We start from the raw sequence: 18,400 nt of genomic DNA on the forward strand, positions 1-18,400 counted from the left end.
TCCTCACCGCCACACCGACCGTCCGGTGGGCATGGGACGGACCGTAGCAAATCGGGCGGATCGCACAGCCCCACCCCTGGTCGCACGAAACGTTTCAGCGACCGGTCCACCCGAACGAGGGGCGCCCGAACGGGGGCGCGGCGACGCTCGTGCCGGTCGCGACGCGCGCCCCGCCCGACCTCAGCCGACGCGGTGCAGCCAGCGCACGGGTGCACCCGCTCCGGCGTACCGGAACGGCTCAAGCTCGTCGTCCCAGGCCTGACCGAGAGCGAGGTCGAGCTCGGCGCGCAGACGCTCGGGGTCGGCGCCGTGCTCGAGCGCGGCCCTGATGCGGTCCTCGGGGACGACGACGTTGCCGTGGACGTCCGTGGCGGCGTGGAAGATCCCGAGCTCCGGGGTATGGCTCCAGCGCGAGCCGTCGACACCGGAGCTGGGCTCCTCGGTCACCTCGTAGCGCAGGTGCGCCCAGCCGCGCAGGGCGGAGGCCAGGCGCGCACCCGTCCCGGGTGCGGCCTGCCACGACAGCTCCGCGCGGTAGAAGCTCGGGCCCGCCGGCTGGGGTGTCCAGTCCAGGCTGACGCGCGCGTCCAGCGCGTTGCCTGCCGCCCACTCGACGTGGGGGCACAGCGCGCGCGGCGCGGAGTGCACGAAAAGTACACCGCGGGTGATTGCACCGGCCATGTCGTCCTCCCGGATGGGATCGAGGGTCGCCTTCCCCAACGACCTCGCCCTGCTCGGGAGCAGTCCAGACCTGGTACTGCAGCACGCGCGGCGTGCACGGCACAGGATGCCGCATGCATCGCCGCAGGTCCAGCGACTCGCCAGACCGGATGGCCTACAACTGCTCGCGGATCGCGCGCATGGCCTTCTTGCGCACCGAGCGTTCGAGCCGGTCGAGGTAGAGCATGCCGTCGAGGTGGTCCACCTCGTGCTGCAGGCAGCGGGCCATCAGCTCGGTGCCCTCGACCACGACCTCGCGCCCGTCGAGGTCGGTCCCGACGACGCGGGCGTACCAGGCCCGGTGCGTCGGGTACCAGAGCCCCGGCACCGAGAGGCAGCCCTCGTCGCCGTCCTGGTACTCGTCCTCGGACAGCTCGACGATCGTCGGGTTGAGGACGTACCCGATCTCGTCGTCGATGTTCCAGGAGAACGCACGCAGGCCGACGCCGATCTGGTTCGCCGCCAGACCGGCACGGCCTTCCTGGTCCACGGTCTCGACGAGGTCCTCGACGAGGGAGCGGACCCGGTCGTCGATCGTCGTGATCGGGTCACAGGGGGTGCGCAGCACGGGGTCGCCGACGATGCGGATCTCACGCAGGGCCATGACCCGATCCTTTCATGTCGCGCCCGTCCGACGAGCCCGCGACCACCCCGCACCGGGCAGCCGGACCCGTCCGGGCACAGCACGATGCCGGTGGTGACCAGGTCACCACCGGCATCGGCGTCGTTCGACGCGTCGTCATCGACGACGCGAGATCACTCCCCGGCGCGCTGCTGCGGGACGCCGGTGAGGAGCGAGCGGACCTCGGCCTCGTGGAAGCGGCGGTGCCCCCCGAGCGTGCGGACCGCGGAGAGCTTGCCGGCCTGGGCCCAGCGCGTCACCGTCTTGGGGTCGACGCGGAACAGCACCGCAACCTCACCCGGGGTGAGCAGAGCGCCCTGCGAGAGGGGAGCCTCGGTGACAGACGTGTGAACAGCCATGGCTGGTACTCCTTCGTCGTTCGGTAGCTCGGCTGGCCCAGTAGGCCCCGTGGCTTTGCGTCCCCACCTTGCGGCGGGTTTGCCGTTTGTCGCTGACGTCTTCGACTATGCCCCAATCTGGACAAGCGTGCAAGAACCGCCGCCATGCCAGATCTGTCCGGAGCGGGTGAAAAGTCACAGCCTGCCGAACCGGGACCTAACACCGCAGTACCCACCGAAAGCGACGAGGCCCGCCGCGACCAGCATCAGCAGGACCGGGCCGGCCGGGGCATCCCGCAGGGTCTGCAGGGCACCGTCGAGACCGGTCGCCTCCTGCGGGTTCGCATTGGTCGCGGCGACGACGAAGAGCACGCCGACGATCGTCAGCGCCACACCCTTGGCCGCGTACCCCACCACGCCCGCCATGCGGGCGACGCGGCCCGCCGTGCCGGTCGGCAGCCGGTGCAGGTCCTCGAGGAACTTCTTCGTCAGGCCCTTGTAGACGTGGTAAACCCCGACGACGACGACACCCACCCCCACGGCGCCGACGAGCAGCCGCCCGCCCGGCGCCTGCATGAGCGTCGCCGTGGTGCTCGACGTCTGCCCGCCGCTCGACCCGCCCTGCAGCACCGTGTACGCGGCGGCCGCCAGCGCCAGGTAGATCACGGCCTTGGCGCCCGCCTTGACCCGGTCCGACGTCTCACCCGCCGCACCGCTCAGCGCGGCCGCCGCCTGCCAGGCGCCGAGCGCGACGAAGGCGACGACGCTGACCCAGAGCACCCCGGCCCCGAAGGGCGTGGCGGCGATCGCCGAGAACGCCCCGGACTCGTCGGCGCTGCCGCTCGACGAGCCGAGCGCGAGCTGTGCCGCGAGCACGCCGATCAGCACGTGCACCAGACCGCTGGCGGCGTAGCCCGCGCGTGCTCCCAGCTCCCATGCGCCCTGCGGGGACCTCGTCGCGACCGTGGCCATGTCACCTCCTCGACGTGGGCCCCTCCCCCTCCGACGTGCGCCGGTGCCCGCAGAGATCGTGGCAGCGCTCGGCGGGTTCGGCATCCGGAGGAGCGTGGCCCGCCGGGTGTCGATCGGTGCCGCGCGAGATCGTCATGACGACGACGGGGTCCGACGCCCCGACCGCGGACCGCCCGGCGGCCGCGCCCTACCCTGTCGACGAGGTCGGCACGCACGGTCCCCAGGAGGACGTCATGCGCTACACCCTGCTGCTGCACTACCCCGAGATGAGCCCCGAGGAGCTCGGGCCCGAGGGCATCGAGTATGGGCAGCGCGCCTTCACCGCCTACGCCGCGACGCTGCAGGCCGCCGGCGTCCTCGTGGCGGGCGAGGTCCTGCAGCCGTCCGTCGCCACCACCACGGTGCGCACCGTGGACGGCGTCCTGCAGGTGCAGGACGGTCCGTTCGCCGACACCAAGGAGCAGCTCGGCGGCACGTTCGTCATCGACGTCCCGGACCTGGACGCGGCACTGGAGTGGGCGCGGCGGGCGCCGTCGACGGACTGGGGTCCGGTCGAGGTCCGGCCCGGCGCGCTGCACACCGTCGACGGCGTGTGGATGCCGAGCGCGTGAGCGTCGACGAGGCCCGGGCGGCGGCCGAGCGCGCCGCCCGGGACTCGTACGGCCGTCTGCTGGCGCTGCTCGCCGCCGCCGCGGGCGACCTGGCCCTCGCCGAGGACGCTCTCGCCACGGCCTTCGAGCAGGCGCTGCGCACGTGGCCGGACTCCGGTGTGCCGCGCAACCCCGACGGCTGGCTGCTCACCGTGGCCCGGCACCGCATCCGCGACGTCTGGCGCTCCGCGGCGCACCGCACGTCCGCCCCGCTGGACGACGACGTCGTGGACGCCGCGGCGGCGGACCCGCTCGCCGACGTCGACCCCGACGCCGTCCCGGACCGCCGCCTCGCGCTGCTGCTGGTGTGCGCGCACCCTGCGATCGCGCCCGAGGTCCGCACGCCGCTGATGCTGCAGACCGTGCTGGGCCTGGAGGCCGCACAGGTCGCGCGGCTGTTCTCGGTGCCGCCGGCGACGATGGCGCAACGCCTCGTGCGCGCCAAGCGCCGCATCGCCACGGCCCGCATCCCCTTCGTGCTGCCGGACCGGTCGGTGCTGGTCGAGCGTCTGCCGGCCGTCCTCGAGGCCGTGTACGGCGCGGCCGCGGCGACGTGGCGGCAGGACGGGCGCGGCCTCGCGGGCGAGGCGCAGCACCTGGCGGTCGTGCTCGCGGCGCTGCTGGACGACGACCCGGAGGCGTGGGCCCTGGCGGCGCTGGTCACGTTCGCGCTGGCGCGCCGCCGCCCCGGCCCGTTCGTCCCGCTGGACGAGCAGGACGCGAGCACGTGGCGCGGCGACCTGATCGCGGAGGGCGAGGCGTACCTGCGTCGCTCCGAGCGGCCCGGCGTGCCCGGCCGGTTCCGCCTGGAGGCGGCCGTCCAGGCCGTGCACTGCGACCGGCGCCGCACCGGGACCACCGACTGGTCCGCGCTGCGCACGCTGTACCTCGCCCTCGACGCCGTGGCCCCCAGCCTCGGGGCGCGCGTCGCGCTGGCCGTCGTCGTGGGTCGGCTCGACGGTCCGGATGCCGGCCTGGCGGCCCTCCCTCCTCAGCCCGACCCGGCGTTCCAGCCGTGGTGGGCGGCGCGCGCGGCCCTGCTGGTGAGCGCGGGCCGGCGCGGCGACGCGGCGACGGCCTACCGGCGGGCGGCCGAGCTCGCGGACGACGCGGACGTGCGCACGTACCTGCTCGCGCGGGCCGACGACGGTCCCCCGGCCCCGACGTCTCCGCAGATCAGCGACCCGCTCCGGTAGCGTGCTCGGCAGCAGGGGCCAGTAGCTCAGTCGGTCAGAGCAGCGGACTCATAATCCGTCGGTCGTGGGTTCAAGCCCCACCTGGCCCACCGACTCCCGGCGTGCGTCCCCGGGCACCCGCCTCTAGGGTCTCGCCATGCGCGCCGCCCCCGTCCGTCGTCGTGCGTTGCTGCACGCCGCCGCGTTCGGCGCCGCGGTCGTGCTCCCGGTCGTCGCGCTGGCCGTCGTCGTGCGCGGCGGGTCCGGCGCGGTCGTGACGTTCGACGAGGCCGTCGTGCGCGCCGCCACGGACCTGACGCGGGAGTCGGACGCGCTGCGGACCGCGCTGATCGCCTGGCAGGAGGCGGCCGCGGCCCGGTGGGTGAACCTGATCCTGGTCCCGGTGGTGTGCGTCTGGGCGTGGCGCCGGCACGGTCTGGGCGACCGCGCGCTCTGGGCGGCAGGGACGGTCGCCGCGGGGTGGGTCCTGCAGCTCGCCGCCAAGGGGATCGTTCAGCGCGCGCGTCCCGTGATCGAGGACGCCGTGGCCCGCGCGCCCGGCTCGAGCTTCCCGTCCGGCCACGCGACGAACGCCTCGGTCGTCGCCGTGACGCTGACGCTGCTGGTGTGGCCGGTGCTGGGCCGCCGGGGGCGGGTCGTGGTGCCGGCGGCGGCCGTCGCGTTCGTGCTGCTCACGGCCGCGGACCGCGTGCTGCTCGGCGTGCACTACCCGTCCGACGTCGTGGGCGGTGTGCTGCTCGGCGCGGCGATCGCCGGTGCGTCGTACGTCGGCTACCGCCGGACCGCGGCCGGCACCCCGATCGACGACCAGCTCGACCCGACCGGCTCCACCCCCTGACACCGGAGGACACGTGCACGCCTTCTGGCACCGCTACCAGACCGACACCAGCAGGCCCACGGCGCAGCAGGTCCGGCGCGACCTGGCGCGACGGGTGCTGCTCCCCGCAGTGGTGCTGTGGTGCGTCGTGGTGGGCCTCGGCCTGCTCATCACGGGGCCCCTGGGCAACCTGGAGGGCGAGTACGCCGTCAACGAGTGGTTCGTCCAGCAGCGCACACCGGCGCTCGATGCCGTGACGACGGTGCTCTCGGCCATCGGCCAGACGGAGTTCCTCATCGGCGCGTGCGTGCTGGCGATCGCGCTGACGTGGTGGCGGACTCGGCAGTGGTGGTACGCGATCGTCCCGGGTCTGGCCGTGGCGGTGCAGGCCGTGATCTTCCTGTCGTCCTCGCTGGTCGTCGGGCGCGAGCGTCCCGACGTCGACCAGCTCGACCACGCCCCGCCGACGTCGAGCTACCCGAGCGGCCACACGGGCGCCGCGGCCGCGTTCTACCTGACGCTCGCGATGCAGGCGCAGCGCATCGAGCGCCCCGTGCTGCGGTGGCTCGTCACGGTCCTGTGCGTGCTCGTCCCGGTGGCCGTCGGCGTCGCACGCGCCTACCGCGGGATGCACTCCCCCACCGACGTCATCGTCGGCTTCCTCAACGGCGCCACCTGCGCCGTCCTCTCCTGGAACTACCTCCGCCGCACCCCCTGACCCCGAGCCCACGAACGGGCGAGCGTGGAAGTGGTCACACAGGTGACCACTTCCGGCGCCGGGGCGTGCAGATGTGACCACTTCCTCGGTCCGCGCCCGTCCGAACGCACCGGTGCCGTCGCGGACGCGACTACCGTGGTGCCGTGGCCCTGTTCTCCCGGCGTCGCCGGCTGCCCGATCCCCTGCGACGCGTGCTCGACCTGCGGGCCGACGCGATCCTCGCGACCACCCCGCTCGACGACGGGCGGTGGGTGGTGGCCTCGCGCCGCGCCCTGCACCTCGTCGGCGACGACGGCGCGGCCCGCACGCCGTGGGCCGACGTCGACCGCGGGTCCCTGGACGCGCAGACCCGCACCCTGACCGTGCACTGGGTGAACGGCGCCCGCACCGCGCTCGTCCTCGCGGACGACGACGACGCGTGGGACCTGACCCAGACGTTCCGCGAGCGCGTGCAGCAGTCCGTCGTGCACGTCGAGAACGTCGTCGTGCCCGGGGTGCGCGCACCGTTGCGGGTCGCCCTGCGTCGCGACGAGGACGGCGCCCTGTTCACGCAGGTGATCGGCGAGGGCCCGGTCGACCTCACCGACCCCGCCACCGCCCGCCGCGTGGCCGACGCCGAGGCGCGCGTGCGCGCGGAGGCCGGCCTGGTGCCGTGAGCCCTCCGGGGCGTCCCGGGGGCGTCCCGGGGGCATCCCGGGTGCTCCGGGCGGCGTCCGGCTCACCCCGGCGGGCCTGCTATCGTTTTCCCCGCACGATCCCCCGTAGCTCAATTGGCAGAGCATTCGACTGTTAATCGAAGGGTTACTGGTTCGAGTCCAGTCGGGGGAGCATCAGAGCAGGTCAGAGGCAGGACGGCGCTCCGCGAGGGGCGCCGTTCGTCGTGGTGGCGCCGTCCGCAGCGGCAGGCGATGGAGCTCGACGTCCTCGACGGCTCCCGCGCGCAGCGTGCACGTCAGGTAGGTGCACGCGGGCTGCCGGCGGCGGTCGGTCGGCGAGCCCGGGTTGAGCAGACGCACGCCCCGCGGTGTCACGGAGTCCCACGGGATGTGGCTGTGCCCGAAGACGAGCACGTCGACGTCGGTGAAGCGCTCGTCGCACCGCCGCTCGCGCCCGGCCGCCGCCCCCGTCTCGTGGACGACGGCGAGCCGCACGCCCGCGACCACCGTGCGCGCGACCTCGGGCAGGCGCGCCACCAGGGCCGGCGGGTCGTTGTTGCCGTGGCACGCCAGCAGGCGGGCGGCGCGCTCCTCGACGCGGTCGAGCAGGTCGGTGGTCACCCAGTCCCCCGCGTGGACCACGAGGTCGGCGTCGGCCACCGCCTGCCACAGCACCGGGGGCAGGTCACGGGCGCGGGCGGGGACGTGCGTGTCCGCGACCACGAGGACACGGACGGCCGACGGGGCGGCGGGGGCGGCGGTCGTCATCTCCTCGATGCTCCTCCAGGCGACTCGTCGTCGCACCCTCGCCCACGGCGCCCCTGCGGGTCTACGTTGGGCTCATGGTCCGGCTGCTGCTGCGCACGCTGATCTTCCTGCTCTCCGCCGCGCTCGGCCTGCTCGTCGCGGCCGCGGTGCTCGACGGGTTCACGGTCACCGCCTCGGGTTTCGTGGTGACCGTCGCGGTGTTCGCCATCGCCCAGTCGGTGCTCTCGCCGTTCGTCTTCAAGATGAGCAGCCGGTACGCACCTGCGTTCCTCGGCGGGATCGGGCTGCTGTCGACGTACGTCGCGCTGCTCCTCGCGCACCTGCTGACCGACGGCCTGCGGATCAGCGGCGTCTCGACGTGGGTGCTCGCCACGATCATCGTCTGGGCGGTCACCGCGGTGGCGACCTTCACGCTGCCGTTCCTCATGCTGCGGGAGAAGCGTGCCCGGCGAGCGGGCGGCGAGGCCGCGACCACCGCGCGCTGAGCGCGCCGGCGCACCCCCTCCCAGGGGAGTCCGGCACCCCCCCGAACACCGCCGTGACCTGCACCGATGCACCACACGGTGGAGGGGCTGGACGAACGACCGCGTGAGCCTCACACTTGCCTCACTCCCGCTCGTCCCGGGACCACCACCTCGCCTCACCCCTGCTTTGCCGTGCCCCCGTCCGGGCACCCGCCGGCACCGCCGACAGGACCCCGGACGCGTCGTCGACCCCGCGTCGGATCCCCCTGTCACCACCCGTCGTCCGGCCCGTCCTGGCCGGGGAAGGATGCGTCGTCCGTGCTGCGCTCCGTGGCCACCCACCTCTCGCTCGACGTGCACGCCCCGCTCGAGCTGCTGCTGTCCGTCGCCGTGGCGGACGGGCCGTACGAGCGCAGCGAGCTGCTCCTCGTGCGCACCGACGACTCACCGCTCGACGTGCAGGAGATCAAGACGCCGCACGGCGGCCGCATCCACCGGATCCTGGCCCCGCAGGGCCGCGTCGTCGTCGACTACCAGGCCAACGTCACCGGGCACGCGGACCCCGCCGCGCTCGAGGACGTCGACCTCGTCGAGTACCGCCGGCCCAGCCGGTACGTCGACTCCGACCGGCTCCTGGCGTTCGCGCGCGACCAGTTCCGCGGGCTGGCCGGTCCGGACCTGCTCGACGCCGTGGTCCTGTGGGTGAGCCGGCACGTGACGTACCTGTCCGGGTCGAGCCTGCCGACCGACGGCGCCACCGACACGCTGCTCAAGCGGCGGGGCGTGTGCCGCGACTTCGCGCACCTCGTCGTGGCCCTGCTGCGCGCGTGCGACGTCCCGGCACGGCTCGCCTCGGTGTACGCCCCGGGGCTCAAGCCGATGGACTTCCACGCGGTCGCCGAGGCGTACGTCGAGGGCGCCTGGTACGTGGTGGACGCGACGCGCCTGGCCCCGCGCGCGTCGCTGCTGCGCATCGCGACGGGCCGTGACGCGACGGACACCGCGTTCCTGTCGTACTACGGCGGCAGCCTGCGCCTGCGCTCGATGACAGTGACCGCCGTGACGGACACCCGCCTCGAGGACGACGGCACGGGACTGGTCCCGCTGCGCTGACCTGCAGGCCGGGTGGGGTGGCCGCGCGCAGACCCCTCAGGCGGGCTCGCGCAGCGTGCGGCGCTGCGACTCGAGCTCGAGCAGCTCGCCCAGCAGCGTGCGCTGCTCAGCCGGGTCCGCGTCGCCGCCGAGCCGCTGCAGCCGCCCGCGGACGTCGGCGATCCGGCGCGTGACCCCGATGTCGACGAGCCGCAGCACGACGCCACGGACGTAGCCGGGCAACGACCCGGGCCGGTCCTCGGGCAGCGGCGCCACCGAGAGCTCGGTGAGCAGCGAGTGCACGGGCTCGGCGGCCTCCTCGAGCACCGCCCCCACCCACGCGGCCTCACCGGCCCGCGCCACGACGTCCCGGGCGGCCGTCACTCCCCCGGCGGCCCGCACGGCCTCGTGCACCGCCCGGTACGCGGGTGCCGTGCAGGCGTCGGGCGCGAGGGCGTCGAACTCCGCAGGGACGAGCGTGGGGTGCTGCAGCACGACCTCCAGGGCGGTGCGCTCGACCTGCGCGACGGGGTCCCGCCGGTCGGGTGCGGCCATGCGCACCACCGGGACCGGCGTCGGTGCGTCGCCCGCGGCGCTCGTCGGCCGCCGGCCGCCGTCCCGGTCGGCAGCGGGCCGCGTGCCACCGCGCGGACCGCGCCGAGCGGCGTCGCCGACGGCCCGACGGACCCCGGCGACGTCGTCCATGCCGAGCCACCCGGCGAGCAGCCGCTCGTACTCCGGCCGCAGCGCCGAGTCACGGATGCCCGCGACCACCGGTGCGGCGGCGCGCAGCGCGCCCACCCGCCCCTCGGCGGTCGTCAGGTCGTGCGCCTCGAGCGTCGAGCGGATGACGAACTCGAACAGCGGCTGCCGCGAGGAGACCAGCGCGCGCACCGCGTCCGGGCCACGCTCCTGGCGCAGCTCGCAGGGGTCCATCCCGGACGGCTCGACGGCCACGAACGTCTGCGCCGAGAACGCCTGGTCCTCGCCGAAGGCGCGCAGCGCGGCCTTCTGCCCGGCAGCGTCCCCGTCGAACGTGAAGACGACCTCGCCGCCCACCGACGACCCCCCGGCGAGCTGGACCCCGCTCGCTCCCCCGCTGTCGCCGACGAGCCGGCGCACGATGCGCGCGTGGTCCGGCCCGAAGGCCGTGCCGCAGGTCGCCACCGCCGTGGGCACACCCGACAGGTGCATGGCCATGACGTCGGTGTAGCCCTCGACGACCACGACCTGCTTGGCGCGGGAGATCTCCCGCTTGGCCAGGTCGATGCCGTACAGCACGTGCGACTTGCGGTACAGCGGGGTCTCGGGGGTGTTGAGGTACTTGGGGCCGGTGTCCTCGTCGAAGAGCCGGCGTGCACCGAAGCCGACGGTCTCGCCCGTGACCTCGCGGATCGGCCACACCAGACGGCCGCGGAACCGGTCGTAGATGCCGCGCTGCCCCTGGCTGACCAGGCCCGACGCAGTCAGCTCGGCCTCCGTGAACCCCCGTCCGCGCAGGTGGCGCAGCAGCGAGTCCCAGCCCTGCGGGGCGAACCCGACACCGAAGTCGTCGGCGGCCGTCCGGTCGAACCCACGCTCGGAGAGGAACGCCCGCGCCGCCGTCGCCTGGGGCGACACGAGCTGCTCGCGGTAGAACTCCTCGGTGATCCGGTGGGCGTCCAGCAGGCGGCGTCGGCGACCCGGCTCCTCGCCGGGGCGCGACGGCCCGCCACCCTCCTCGTACCGCAGCTGCATGCCCGCGCGCGACGCCAGGTACTCGACCGCGTCGGTGAAACCGAGCCCGTCGACCTGCTGGACGAAGGCGATCACGTCGCCGCCCTCACCGCACCCGAAGCAGTGGTAGCGCCCCACCTGGGGCCGCACGTGGAACGAGGGCGAGCGCTCGTCGTGGAAGGGGCACAGCCCCTTGAGGGAGCCGACGCCCGCGGGCCGCAGCGCGACGTGCGCACCGACGACCTCCTCGATGCGGACACGCTCGCGGACGGCCTCCACGTCCTCCCGCAGAATCCGTCCGGCCACGGGCGAGAGTCTAGGCGTCCTGCCGACGTGGCACGTGGTGTCGAATGTCCTGCGGGCCGACCGTCATGGCAGTGACCGGGCGGACCGCGCCCGCGAGGCACGAGGAGGACGACGTGGAGTACATGCTCTTCATCTGCACCGACCCCGAGGGGCAGGACGCCGCACCCGGCGACCTGACGATCGAGCAGTGGGTCGCCGACGTGGACGGGCGCGGGATGCGGCACCACGGCAACCGGCTGCGGCCGGTCGAGGCCGCCACGACGGTGCGGCGACGCGGCGACAAGGTCGTGCTGACCGACGGGCCGTTCGCAGAGACCCGCGAACAGATCGCCGGCTACGACGTCATCGAGGCCGCGGACCTGGACGAGGCCGTCGCGATCGCGGCGGCACACCCGATGGCCCGTGCGGGCCGGGTCGAGGTCCGGCCGTTCTGGCCCATGGGCGACGGCGACTGAGCCCCGCGGCGCTCGTGTCGGTCAGTGCAGCGGCGGGCGCACCAGCCGGTGGTGCAGGACGACCGCCGACACATCGGTCAACGACGCGACCCGGTCGACGACGACACGCAGCCGGCGCGTGTCGTCGTCGGCCGCTGCGTCTGATGGCCCTCAGCTGCGCGGCATGACAACCGACGAGCCGACGCTCGTCGACGAACGCAGCTGCGGGTTGCCCTCTAGTTCCACTCTGCCTCAAATTGCTGCTCGAAGTCTCAGACTGTCGAGCGAACTCGCCATAGTCTGTACCGCGAGACGAGGAGGAGTCGATGGCACACATCGTGCGCGCAACCGTCGATGGCCTGGCGGGTCGCACCGACAGCCTAGACGTTAGATTTGATCGCCATTTGAACATCTTGTGGGGTCTCAATGGAACCGGCAAATCAACGTTTCTACGGCTACTACATTGCGCGCTAAGCGACGAGGTGACTCCGGCCCTCCGACTTCCGTTCTCACGAATATCCGTTGACATCTACAGTGCGACGCACGACACAATCATCACGCGTTCACTTTCCAAGGCCGACTTTGCCCCTCATGGAAGCCTTTCGACGCGCGACGAGCTCGATGCTTTCGAGTTTCTAGTGAGGTCAGGAGAGCATCCACGATGGACTACCAAGTTTGATGGGGAGCGACCCGATCGGCCCGTCCGGAAATTGCAGCACTCATATCTCCCTATAAGCAGACTTGTCGAAGATCAGTATTCGAGCCGACGCCCCGAGAGGACGCGCGGACGAATCGATGAAGCGACGCTAGACGATTTGTTTGCACAGCAGATAACAGACCGTTGGAGGTCGTACCAGGCCATTTCCCTGGCGCGGGTGAGGGATATTCAACAGGAGGGTCTCGCGCGCGTTCTTTCGACTCTCTTCGGCGGAGCACGAGGCAAGGCTAGCCCTCGAGCTTCCGGCGTTGACAGCCAGCGAGCATACGAGCTCACTAGAGACTTCCTCAGGGCACAGAATATGCGGGTGACTTTCAATGCCAAGTCATTCGCAGATCGATTCAAGGACGACGCTTCCCTCCAAGAGATTGTCGAAGACATTCGTGTGGTAACGAAGCGAATCGGGGAAGCGGTACGACCGCAATTTGAGCTAGAGCAGCTCCTGCGAATGATGTACGCCGGGGACAAGGCCGTGTCTCTCAAGCCAGGATCGATAGATGTGCAGGTGAATGGTGACGAAATTCCGCTATTCGCGCTTTCGTCCGGTGAGCGCCAATTGCTCCAGATGTTCCTCCTGGCGCTAGGTGGCGAAGAGAGTTCGGTAATCATTGATGAACCTGAACTATCGCTTCACGTCGACTGGCAAGAAACGCTTGTTGAGTCCATGCGGGCGCTGAACGGGCGGTGCCAGCTCATTTTTGCCACTCATAGCCCCGAGATCATGGCGCACATCCCCGACTCAAAGATCCGTAAACTGTGAATCCGACTAAAATTCCTAGGGACGCTGCCGCGTTCGCGCGACGCGCTATGATGGCGAGATCAAAGCGGATCTGGATCCTAGTCGAAGGGCGCGACCACGACGTCGCTTTCTACGACAGAGTGTGCCGGCAAAGCAAAGGCGTCAAAAATCACGGCTACAACATCGACGTCCGTCTCGGCGAGACGATATCTATAGATGGAAAGTCGAGTGGAGGAAAGAGGCACCTCACCAAGTTGCACGCGTTCTTTCGGAAGATGGGCGTGTTGACTCAGGGTTCAAGTGAGAACAAACGGATCATACTCATCGCTCTCGATAAGGATGCCGATGACCTGACTGGCAGGAGGTTACGTTCAAACCATGTGCTCTATACGATGCATGCGGATGTCGAAGCCGAGATCTATGCACATACCGATATTCGTAAAGCACTCGCCGACACTCTCTCGTTGAGCAAGTCAGAGGCAAAGGCGCTGGCAGGTACTGTCGGGGAACCGTTAAGACAAATCGCGGCAGCCTGGGTAGAATGGGTATCACTCGGAGTCGTCGTTGCTTCGTGCCGCGTTCGTTGTTCGCTCCGTTATGGGCTGCCGTCTCGCATAAACTCCGAAGTTTATGGACCGGTCGACCAATTGGCGCATCGCGACGCATGGGCGATCGTTCGTGCCAGCCCTTCTTATAGCCCCACTCGCGAACAATGGGTGAGATCGCGCGTGGGTGCAGCAGTCCGGTCCGGGAGGCTCCAACGGAACATCAAAGGAAAGCACGTGCCCGGGTACCTCAGTGTCCTAGTCTGCAACCACTTCAAGGCTCGAAGGCCTGTTTCGCTAAAAGGGTTCGAGTCTCGCATAACCAGCGTCGCCTTGAGTCGGGTTAAGTTCGACGAGAGCTGGACAAGTCATTGGACCCACCCAATCGAACGTCTGATCGCGATTGATGACGGGCCGGAGCAACGGCAATAGTGGTCGAGATCGGTCTGGGTCACGTGCGTACTCGCGAGCTTCACCGTGACCGAACGAGCCGTGCGTGCAAGTCGACAGCCGACACGTCGGTGAGCGAGGCGACCTGGTCGACGACGACACGCAGCCGCTGCGTGTCGTCGTCGGCCGCGCGCCAGTCGGCGGCGAACGGCGGCTCGAGCACGTCGGGGCCCCGGTCGGCCAGCACCCGGACGAGGTCCGTCAGCACCTCGCGCTGGTGCGCGTACAGGGGCTCGAGCTCACGCGGCGCCATGACGTACGTGACGGCGAGCCCCTTGAGCACGAGGATCTCGGCCAGCGTCTCGTGCGGCACGACCAGCTCCGCGGCGTAGCGCGTCAGCGGTCCGTCGCCGTAGCGCGCGCGCGTCGCCTGCTGGGCGGCCTTGGCGAACCGGCCGATGAGCTGGCTCGTCGCGTCCTTCAGCACCGCGAGCGCGCGACGCGACCCGTCGAACCCGGGCTCCCAGAGCCGCGCGACGACGAGCCGGTCCATCGCGGCCTCGAGCTCGGCGCTCGTGACCTGGGCGCCGTACCAGGTGTCGACGGCCTCGACGACCCGCACCCGCTCGTCCGGGTGGGACAGGACCGCGAGGTCGAGGCGTCCGCCGACGACGGCGTCCTCGACGTCGTGCACCGAGTAGGAGATGTCGTCGGCGAGGTCCATCACCTGCGCCTCGAGGCACTTGCGACCCTCGGGCGCGGCGGCACGGAGCCAGGTGAACACCGGCAGGTCGTCCTCGTAGACGCCGAACTTGTGCGTCGGGCGTCCGCTCGCGGGGCTGATCGGCCCCTGCCCGTACCGCCACGGGTACTTCACCGACGCGTCGAGGCTCGCGCGCGTGAGGTTGAGGCCCACGGAGCGGCCGTCGGGTGCGACGACCTTGGGGTCCAGGCGCGTCAGGAGCCGCAGCGTCTGGGCATTGCCCTCGAACCCGCCGATGCCGCGCGCGAGGTCCGCGAGCGCGCGCTCCCCGTTGTGGCCGAACGGCGGGTGACCCAGGTCGTGCGCGAGGCACGCGGAGTCGACGACGTCGGGGTCGCAGCCCAGGGCCTTGCCGAGCTCACGGCCGACCTGCGCGACCTCGAGCGTGTGCGTCAGGCGGGTGCGCACGAAGTCGTCCGACGACGGCCCGAGGACCTGGGTCTTGGCGCCGAGCCTGCGCAGCGCCGAGGAGTGCACGAGGCGGGCCCGGTCCCGCTCGAACGGGGTGCGCTCGCGCGACTTCTCCCCTTCGGGCACCCAGCGTTCACGGTCGGCCTCGGCGTAGCCGTCCGCGTCGAGGACGGCGGGGTCGAGGGTGGTCACGTGTCCAGGGTAGAGGCGTGGCGTCGTCGGGTCGGGGCGGTCGGTCAGAACGGCATGCCCTCGGAGGTCAGGGAGACGAAGGTCGCGTGCCACAGCGCGTCGGGGACCGTCTCGGCCAGCGCGGTGACCAGCGCGAGGTGCGCGTCCTCGAGATCGTCGCAGGACGCGAGCAGCGCCTCGACGGGCAGGGGCTCGCCGCGGTTCTCCACCACCTCGCCGGCGGCGTGCACCAGGAGCCGCGTCGCGGGGCCGTGCGCCTCGAGGACGTACGTGTCGGACACCCCGCTGAGCGTCACCAGGTACACCTGACGCCCGAGCTCGGCGGCCAGCGGTGTGACCCGGGCGCCCAGCAGGGCGTCGGCGACCAGGACGTGCGGGCCCACCTGGGCGCCCATGAGCCGCATCTCCGCCGATCCGGTGGCGAGGTCGAACGACACGGGCGTCGGGTCGTCCACGCCGATCTCCTCGAGCGTGGTGTCCCGGACGACGGCGAGGCTCATGTTGTACGACATGGTCGGCAGCGTACGGACGCGCACGGTCGCACCGTGCCCGCTGTCCACAGGCCCCGCGCGCGAGGTGACGTCACCGTGCCGGTCACCGGCTCACCCCTTGACGGACCCCGCCGTCAGCCCGCCGACGATGTACTTCTGCAGGAACAGGAACAGCAGCAGCACGGGCAGGGCGGCGATGACGGCACCCGCCGTGAAGAGCCCCCAGTTGGCCTCGAGCAGCGCCGAGACCCAGCCGTACAGACCCACCGCGACGGTCCAGCTGCGCTCCGACTGCAGCACCATGCGGGCGATGATGAACTCGCCGAACGTCGCGATGAACGACAGCAGCGCGACGACCGCGAGGATCGGCGTGACGAGCCGCAGGATGATCGTCCAGTACGTCTGGGCGTGCGTGGCGCCGTCGATCTTGGCGGCCTCGTCGAGCTCGCGCGGGACGGTGTTGAAGAACCCGTACATGAGGAACGTGTTCACGCCCAGCGCACCGCCCAGGTAGACGGCGATCAGGGCGAGCTTGCTGTTCAGGCCGAGGGCCGGCACGACGTTGCCCAGCGAGATCAGCAGCAGGAAGATCGCGACGAAGGCGAGCATCTGCGGGAACATCTGGACGATGAGCAGCGCCGTCAGGCCACCGCGCCGCCCCGTGAAGCGGAACCGCGAGAACGCGTACGCCGCGGCGGCCCCCATGAGCACGGTGCCGACGCCCGTCGCGATCGCGATCTGCAGCGAGTTGGCCAACCAGGTCCAGAACAGGGTGCCGCCGAGCGCCTCGTAGTTGGCGGGGTCCAGGGTCGCGAACAGCCGGTTGGAGCCGGTCAGCGTGCCGCCCTGCGACAGCGACGCCGAGATGACGTAGACGATCGGGAAGACCGCGTACACGACGGCGACGACGCCGACGAGGTGCCGCCAGCCGAGCTCGGCGAACCAGCGGTGCGGGCGCATGCGGGGCGCGGACGAGCTGGGCGCGGTGCCGGCCATCAGTTGATCTCCTCGAACTGCTTCGTCTTCTTGAACGTGATCGCGGAGATGGTCGCGACGATGACGAAGACGACGATCGACAGCGCGCTGGCCAGGCCGTAGTTCTTGGCCGCGGTGCCGTCCAGGCCGGACACCGAGTAGACCATCGAGATGAGGATGTCGGTGTGGCCGAGCGGCACGGACGCGTCGGCGAACCGCGGCCCCCCGTTCGTGAGCATGTAGATGAGAGTGAAGTTGTTGAAGTTGAAGGCGAACGACGAGATGAGCAGCGGTGCCGTCGAGACGAGCAGGAGCGGCAGCGTGACCGAGCGCCACGTCCGCAGCGCCCCGGCGCCGTCGACCTTCGCGGCCTCGAGCACGTCCCCCGGCAGCGACTGCAGCGCACCGGTGCAGATGAGGAACATGTACGGGAAGCCGAGCCACAGGTTCACGCCGAGGACGGACGCCTTGGCGAGCCACGGGTCCGTCAGCCACGGGATCGCGGCGCCGCCGAGCAGCACCTGGTTGACGAACCCGTAGGACCGGTTGAGCAGCCCGGACCACAGCAGCGCCGCCAGGAACCCGGGGATCGCGTACGGGAAGATCAGCAGCGTCCGGTAGATCCTGCGCCCGCGCAGCCGCGTGTCGTTGAAGGTGATCGCCAGGAACAGGCCGAGCAGGAACGTGGTGACGACCGACAGGATCGCGAACGCGAACGTCCAGAGCAGGATCTTGACGAACGGCCCCGCGTAGCGCTCGTCGCCGAAGGCGGTGCGGAAGTTGTCGAGGCCGACCATCACCCGCCAGCCGACGGCGAGACGTTGGCCGTCGTCGGACTCGAACCACCCGTCGGACGTCGCGTGGTAGACCGTGCCCGTCGTCACGTCCGTCATGGTCTCGGCGTCGGGGTCCCACGTGAGCGACGGCACCGAGACGAACCCGGTGCGCGCGTCCTGCGTGCGCACCGACCCGTCGTTCGGGTCGTCGGACAGCGCGACCCGCAGGTCCGTGACCTCGGACTGCCGTGCGAGGACCTCCTGACGCTCCAGCACCGTGGCGCCCGGCACCTGCGTGACGCGGCCGTCGTCGACCGTCGCGCCGTCCTCGACGGCCATCGGCTGCTCGGCGGTGCCGACCCGGGCCTCGCCGTCCTCGACGATGGCGAACCCGAGCTCGCCGCCGCGCTCGACGACCGTCAGCGGGTAGGTGGCGGAGCCCTCGACGCGCCGCTCGTTCTGCATGAGCAGGGCCGACACGGCGTCGGCCTGCGTGGAGTTGTGGCCGTCGCCGTAGTTGGTGAACGCGACCCAGCCCGTGTACCCGACGACGTACACCTGGTAGACGAGCAGGAACGCGAGCCCCGGCAGGACGTACTTCAGCGGCAGGGTGCGACGCGAGAAGTAGACCCAGTCCGCGGCGAGGACCAGCACGAGCATCGAGACGAGGATGCCGACGTGGCCCTCGCGCCACGCGGCCAGGACGCCGAACACGCCCAGCGCGTTGACGACGGCCATGAGGGCGATCTTCGCGAGCAGCCCGGGTCGCACGGGCTCGCGGTCCCGGCGGGGGCGACCACCCGACCGCGGCGGCGGCGCCGTTCCGGGCGGGCCGTCCGTGGTCCCGCCGGGGTCCGTCGCGTCGTCGGCGAGGGTGGGGTGGGTGGGCATCGCGCGCCTTCCGTACGTCGGGTCGGCGCGTCGGTGCGCC

19 protein-coding genes, 2 tRNA genes, 1 pseudogene and 1 riboswitch are annotated in these 18,400 nt (G+C 71.4%); of the genes and pseudogenes, 11 read left to right on the plus strand and 11 right to left on the minus strand.

What is annotated here, in order from left to right; all coding sequences use genetic code 11:
• Positions 1-180: 180 nt before the first annotated feature.
• The 4 genes from OKX07_RS11595 to OKX07_RS11610 all read right to left on the minus strand — a co-directional run bounded on the left by OKX07_RS11595 (position 181) and on the right by OKX07_RS11610 (position 2,652).
• Positions 181-681, minus strand: a complete 501-nt coding sequence (locus tag OKX07_RS11595) for a DUF3145 domain-containing protein (RefSeq protein WP_265628231.1) — start codon at positions 679-681, stop codon at positions 181-183.
• 154 nt (positions 682-835) lie between these two features.
• Complete coding sequence (def, locus tag OKX07_RS11600; protein WP_265628232.1) at positions 836-1,324, minus strand: peptide deformylase; 489 nt, start codon at positions 1,322-1,324, stop codon at positions 836-838.
• Between the two features lie 152 nt (positions 1,325-1,476).
• Positions 1,477-1,701 carry a BldC family transcriptional regulator gene (locus OKX07_RS11605; RefSeq protein WP_265628233.1) on the minus strand — a complete coding sequence of 75 codons (225 nt, stop codon included), beginning with the start codon at positions 1,699-1,701 and terminating at the stop codon, positions 1,477-1,479.
• A gap of 19 nt (positions 1,702-1,720) precedes the next feature.
• Positions 1,721-1,795: riboswitch (cyclic di-GMP riboswitch) on the minus strand.
• An 80-nt stretch (positions 1,796-1,875) separates the two neighbouring features.
• A complete protein-coding gene (locus OKX07_RS11610) occupies positions 1,876-2,652 on the minus strand; it encodes a DUF1206 domain-containing protein (protein WP_265628234.1) in 777 nt (258 codons plus the stop codon).
• Positions 2,653-2,768: 116 nt separating this feature from the next.
• Between OKX07_RS11610 and OKX07_RS11615 the strand changes: the two genes are divergently transcribed.
• The 7 genes from OKX07_RS11615 to OKX07_RS11645 all read left to right on the plus strand — a co-directional run bounded on the left by OKX07_RS11615 (position 2,769) and on the right by OKX07_RS11645 (position 6,861).
• Positions 2,769-3,263, plus strand: a complete 495-nt coding sequence (locus OKX07_RS11615) for a YciI family protein (protein WP_322746775.1) — start codon at positions 2,769-2,771, stop codon at positions 3,261-3,263.
• A complete protein-coding gene (locus tag OKX07_RS11620) occupies positions 3,260-4,498 on the plus strand; it encodes an RNA polymerase sigma factor (protein WP_265628235.1) in 1,239 nt (412 codons plus the stop codon). The genes OKX07_RS11615 and OKX07_RS11620 overlap by 4 nt, the downstream gene beginning before the upstream one ends.
• Before the next feature lie 15 nt (positions 4,499-4,513).
• A tRNA-Ile gene (locus OKX07_RS11625) sits at positions 4,514-4,587 on the plus strand.
• 47 nt (positions 4,588-4,634) lie between these two features.
• The gene (locus OKX07_RS11630) at positions 4,635-5,336 is read left to right on the plus strand and encodes a phosphatase PAP2 family protein (protein WP_265628236.1); all 702 of its coding nucleotides are present in this window, start codon (positions 4,635-4,637) and stop codon (positions 5,334-5,336) included.
• A 13-nt stretch (positions 5,337-5,349) separates the two neighbouring features.
• A complete protein-coding gene (locus tag OKX07_RS11635; RefSeq protein WP_265628237.1) occupies positions 5,350-6,033 on the plus strand; it encodes a phosphatase PAP2 family protein in 684 nt (227 codons plus the stop codon).
• 143 nt (positions 6,034-6,176) lie between these two features.
• Positions 6,177-6,689, plus strand: a complete 513-nt coding sequence (locus tag OKX07_RS11640; protein ID WP_265628238.1) for a hypothetical protein — start codon at positions 6,177-6,179, stop codon at positions 6,687-6,689.
• A 99-nt stretch (positions 6,690-6,788) separates the two neighbouring features.
• Positions 6,789-6,861: transfer RNA gene (locus OKX07_RS11645), tRNA-Asn, on the plus strand.
• Positions 6,862-6,863: 2 nt separating this feature from the next.
• Here the strand turns inward: OKX07_RS11645 and OKX07_RS11650 are convergent.
• Positions 6,864-7,457, minus strand: coding sequence for a metallophosphoesterase family protein (locus tag OKX07_RS11650; RefSeq protein WP_265628239.1), 594 nt, complete (start codon positions 7,455-7,457; stop codon positions 6,864-6,866).
• A gap of 74 nt (positions 7,458-7,531) precedes the next feature.
• Here OKX07_RS11650 and OKX07_RS11655 point away from each other — a divergent pair, with 74 nt between their 5' ends.
• Both OKX07_RS11655 and OKX07_RS11660 read left to right on the plus strand, forming a co-directional pair.
• Complete coding sequence (locus OKX07_RS11655; protein ID WP_265628240.1) at positions 7,532-7,942, plus strand: phage holin family protein; 411 nt, start codon at positions 7,532-7,534, stop codon at positions 7,940-7,942.
• Positions 7,943-8,239: 297 nt separating this feature from the next.
• Positions 8,240-9,034 carry a transglutaminase-like domain-containing protein gene (locus OKX07_RS11660; RefSeq protein ID WP_265628241.1) on the plus strand — a complete coding sequence of 265 codons (795 nt, stop codon included), beginning with the start codon at positions 8,240-8,242 and terminating at the stop codon, positions 9,032-9,034.
• 36 nt (positions 9,035-9,070) lie between these two features.
• On the opposite strand, the gene dnaG is transcribed toward OKX07_RS11660, so the two are convergent.
• A complete protein-coding gene (dnaG, locus tag OKX07_RS11665) occupies positions 9,071-11,035 on the minus strand; it encodes a DNA primase (protein WP_265628242.1) in 1,965 nt (654 codons plus the stop codon).
• Between the two features lie 122 nt (positions 11,036-11,157).
• On the opposite strand from dnaG, the gene OKX07_RS11670 reads away from it, so the two are divergent.
• Complete coding sequence (locus OKX07_RS11670) at positions 11,158-11,490, plus strand: YciI family protein (protein WP_322746849.1); 333 nt, start codon at positions 11,158-11,160, stop codon at positions 11,488-11,490.
• A gap of 21 nt (positions 11,491-11,511) precedes the next feature.
• On the opposite strand, the pseudogene OKX07_RS11675 reads toward OKX07_RS11670, so the two are convergent.
• Positions 11,512-11,625 (minus strand): annotated as a pseudogene (locus OKX07_RS11675) (hypothetical protein); the annotation flags it as partial.
• A gap of 869 nt (positions 11,626-12,494) precedes the next feature.
• On the opposite strand from OKX07_RS11675, the gene OKX07_RS11680 reads away from it, so the two are divergent.
• Complete coding sequence (locus tag OKX07_RS11680; RefSeq protein WP_265628244.1) at positions 12,495-12,947, plus strand: AAA family ATPase; 453 nt, start codon at positions 12,495-12,497, stop codon at positions 12,945-12,947.
• A gap of 996 nt (positions 12,948-13,943) precedes the next feature.
• On the opposite strand, the gene OKX07_RS11685 is transcribed toward OKX07_RS11680, so the two are convergent.
• The 4 genes from OKX07_RS11685 to OKX07_RS11700 form a co-directional block, all read right to left on the minus strand.
• Positions 13,944-15,227: a deoxyguanosinetriphosphate triphosphohydrolase gene (locus tag OKX07_RS11685; protein WP_265628245.1), complete on the minus strand. Its 1,284-nt coding sequence runs from the start codon at positions 15,225-15,227 to the stop codon at positions 13,944-13,946.
• Between the two features lie 44 nt (positions 15,228-15,271).
• Complete coding sequence (locus tag OKX07_RS11690; RefSeq protein ID WP_265628246.1) at positions 15,272-15,763, minus strand: hypothetical protein; 492 nt, start codon at positions 15,761-15,763, stop codon at positions 15,272-15,274.
• A gap of 66 nt (positions 15,764-15,829) precedes the next feature.
• Positions 15,830-16,714 carry a sugar ABC transporter permease gene (locus OKX07_RS11695; RefSeq protein WP_265628247.1) on the minus strand — a complete coding sequence of 295 codons (885 nt, stop codon included), beginning with the start codon at positions 16,712-16,714 and terminating at the stop codon, positions 15,830-15,832.
• Complete coding sequence (locus OKX07_RS11700; protein WP_265628248.1) at positions 16,714-18,360, minus strand: ABC transporter permease subunit; 1,647 nt, start codon at positions 18,358-18,360, stop codon at positions 16,714-16,716. Before OKX07_RS11700 ends, OKX07_RS11695 begins: the two co-directional genes overlap by 1 nt.
• Positions 18,361-18,400: the final 40 nt, after the last annotated feature.

Source organism: Cellulomonas sp. S1-8 (assembly GCF_026184235.1).
Classification (GTDB): Bacteria; Actinomycetota; Actinomycetes; order Actinomycetales; family Cellulomonadaceae; genus Cellulomonas.